The sequence below is a fragment of the Exiguobacterium sp. s146 genome (assembly GCF_018618415.1).
In the GTDB taxonomy this organism is placed as follows: Bacteria; Bacillota; Bacilli; order Exiguobacteriales; family Exiguobacteriaceae; genus Exiguobacterium.
This window is the reverse complement of sequence record NZ_JACSMA010000011.1, coordinates 1-1251: the sequence shown is the minus strand read 5'-3', so window position 1 is coordinate 1251 and position 1251 is coordinate 1. Positions and strand designations below refer to the sequence as shown.

Annotated in this window: 10 tRNA genes and 2 rRNA genes; all 12 read left to right on the top strand. The window is 47.5% G+C overall.

Features of this window, described 5'->3' with window-relative positions:
- A 5S ribosomal RNA gene (gene rrf, locus KNP83_RS14910) occupies positions 1–89 on the top strand; the annotation flags it as partial.
- A gap of 83 nt (positions 90–172) precedes the next feature.
- A tRNA-Asp gene (locus KNP83_RS14905) sits at positions 173–248 on the top strand.
- Positions 249–272: 24 nt separating this feature from the next.
- A tRNA-Phe gene (locus KNP83_RS14900) sits at positions 273–348 on the top strand.
- Positions 349–356: 8 nt separating this feature from the next.
- Positions 357–432, top strand: a tRNA-Thr gene (locus KNP83_RS14895).
- 11 nt (positions 433–443) lie between these two features.
- Positions 444–519 (top strand) — tRNA-His (locus tag KNP83_RS14890).
- Positions 520–535: 16 nt separating this feature from the next.
- A tRNA-Lys gene (locus tag KNP83_RS14885) sits at positions 536–611 on the top strand.
- A gap of 33 nt (positions 612–644) precedes the next feature.
- A tRNA-Leu gene (locus tag KNP83_RS14880) sits at positions 645–725 on the top strand.
- Positions 726–746: 21 nt separating this feature from the next.
- Positions 747–821 (top strand) — tRNA-Gly (locus KNP83_RS14875).
- Between the two features lie 7 nt (positions 822–828).
- A tRNA-Leu gene (locus KNP83_RS14870) sits at positions 829–913 on the top strand.
- 5 nt (positions 914–918) lie between these two features.
- Positions 919–995 (top strand) — tRNA-Arg (locus tag KNP83_RS14865).
- 7 nt (positions 996–1002) lie between these two features.
- Positions 1003–1079 (top strand) — tRNA-Pro (locus KNP83_RS14860).
- A 109-nt stretch (positions 1080–1188) separates the two neighbouring features.
- Positions 1189–1251 (top strand): 16S ribosomal RNA (locus KNP83_RS14855); the annotation flags it as partial.

Sequence of the window (1251 nt, the reverse complement as noted above, 5' to 3'; positions counted from 1 at the left end):
CCCGTTCCCATGCCGAACACGGAAGTTAAGCGCTTCAGCGCCGAAAGTAGTTGGGGGTCTCCCCCTGTGAGGATAGGACGCTGCCAGGCTGTTTGTTTTTTTAAAAAAATTATTGACTTTCCTCTTAAGGAGACTTAAAATAGGTAAAGTCGATACAGTAATTATTTAAAACGGTCCCGTGGTGTAGTGGTTAACATGTCTGCCTGTCACGCAGAAGATCGCGGGTTCGAATCCCGTCGGGACCGCCATTTTTTTATTTAACTTAATAAGTTGGCTTTGTAGCTCAGTTGGTAGAGCAAAGGACTGAAAATCCTTGTGTCGGCGGTTCGATTCCGTCCAAAGCCACCATTTACAGCGCCGGTGTAGCTCAGTTGGTAGAGCATCTGACTTGTAATCAGAGGGTCGAGGGTTCGAATCCTTTCGCCGGCACCATTTTTCTCATGGCGGTTGTGGCGAAGTGGTTAACGCACCGGATTGTGATTCCGGCATTCGAGGGTTCAATTCCCTTCAGCCGCCCCATTTTTAACAAATTAATGAGCCATTAGCTCAGTTGGTAGAGCATCTGACTTTTAATCAGAGGGTCGCAGGTTCGAGCCCTGCATGGCTCACCATTTCTCATTAATTTCTATACTTAAATATTATATGCGGGTGTGGCGGAATTGGTAGACGCGCTAGACTTAGGATCTAGTGTCTTTGACGTGGGGGTTCGAGTCCCTTCACCCGCATCTCTAATCTAACTTTATATTGCGGAAGTAGTTCAGTGGTAGAATACGACCTTGCCAAGGTCGGGGTCGCGGGTTCGAATCCCGTCTTCCGCTCCAATTATATGCGGTCGTGGCGGAATCGGTAGACGCGCTAGGTTGAGGGCCTAGTGGTGGTTAACACCGTGGAGGTTCAAGTCCTCTCGACCGCATTAATGCACCCTTAGCTCAGCTGGATAGAGCGTTAGACTACGAATCTAAAGGCCGGGAGTTCGAATCTCTCAGGGTGCACCATTTATAACGGGAAGTAGCTCAGCTTGGTAGAGCACTTGGTTTGGGACCAAGGGGTCGCAGGTTCGAATCCTGTCTTCCCGACCATTTCTTATTTTTAATTTGGTCTTTGAAAACTGAACGATGAGGCAAAAAAAAGTTTTACAATTTTTGAATGAAGCGCAAGCTTCGTCATTTTTAAAGAGCTATATCAAATTCTTTGGAGAGTTTGATCCTGGCTCAGGACGAACGCTGGCGGCGTGCCTAATACATGCAAGTC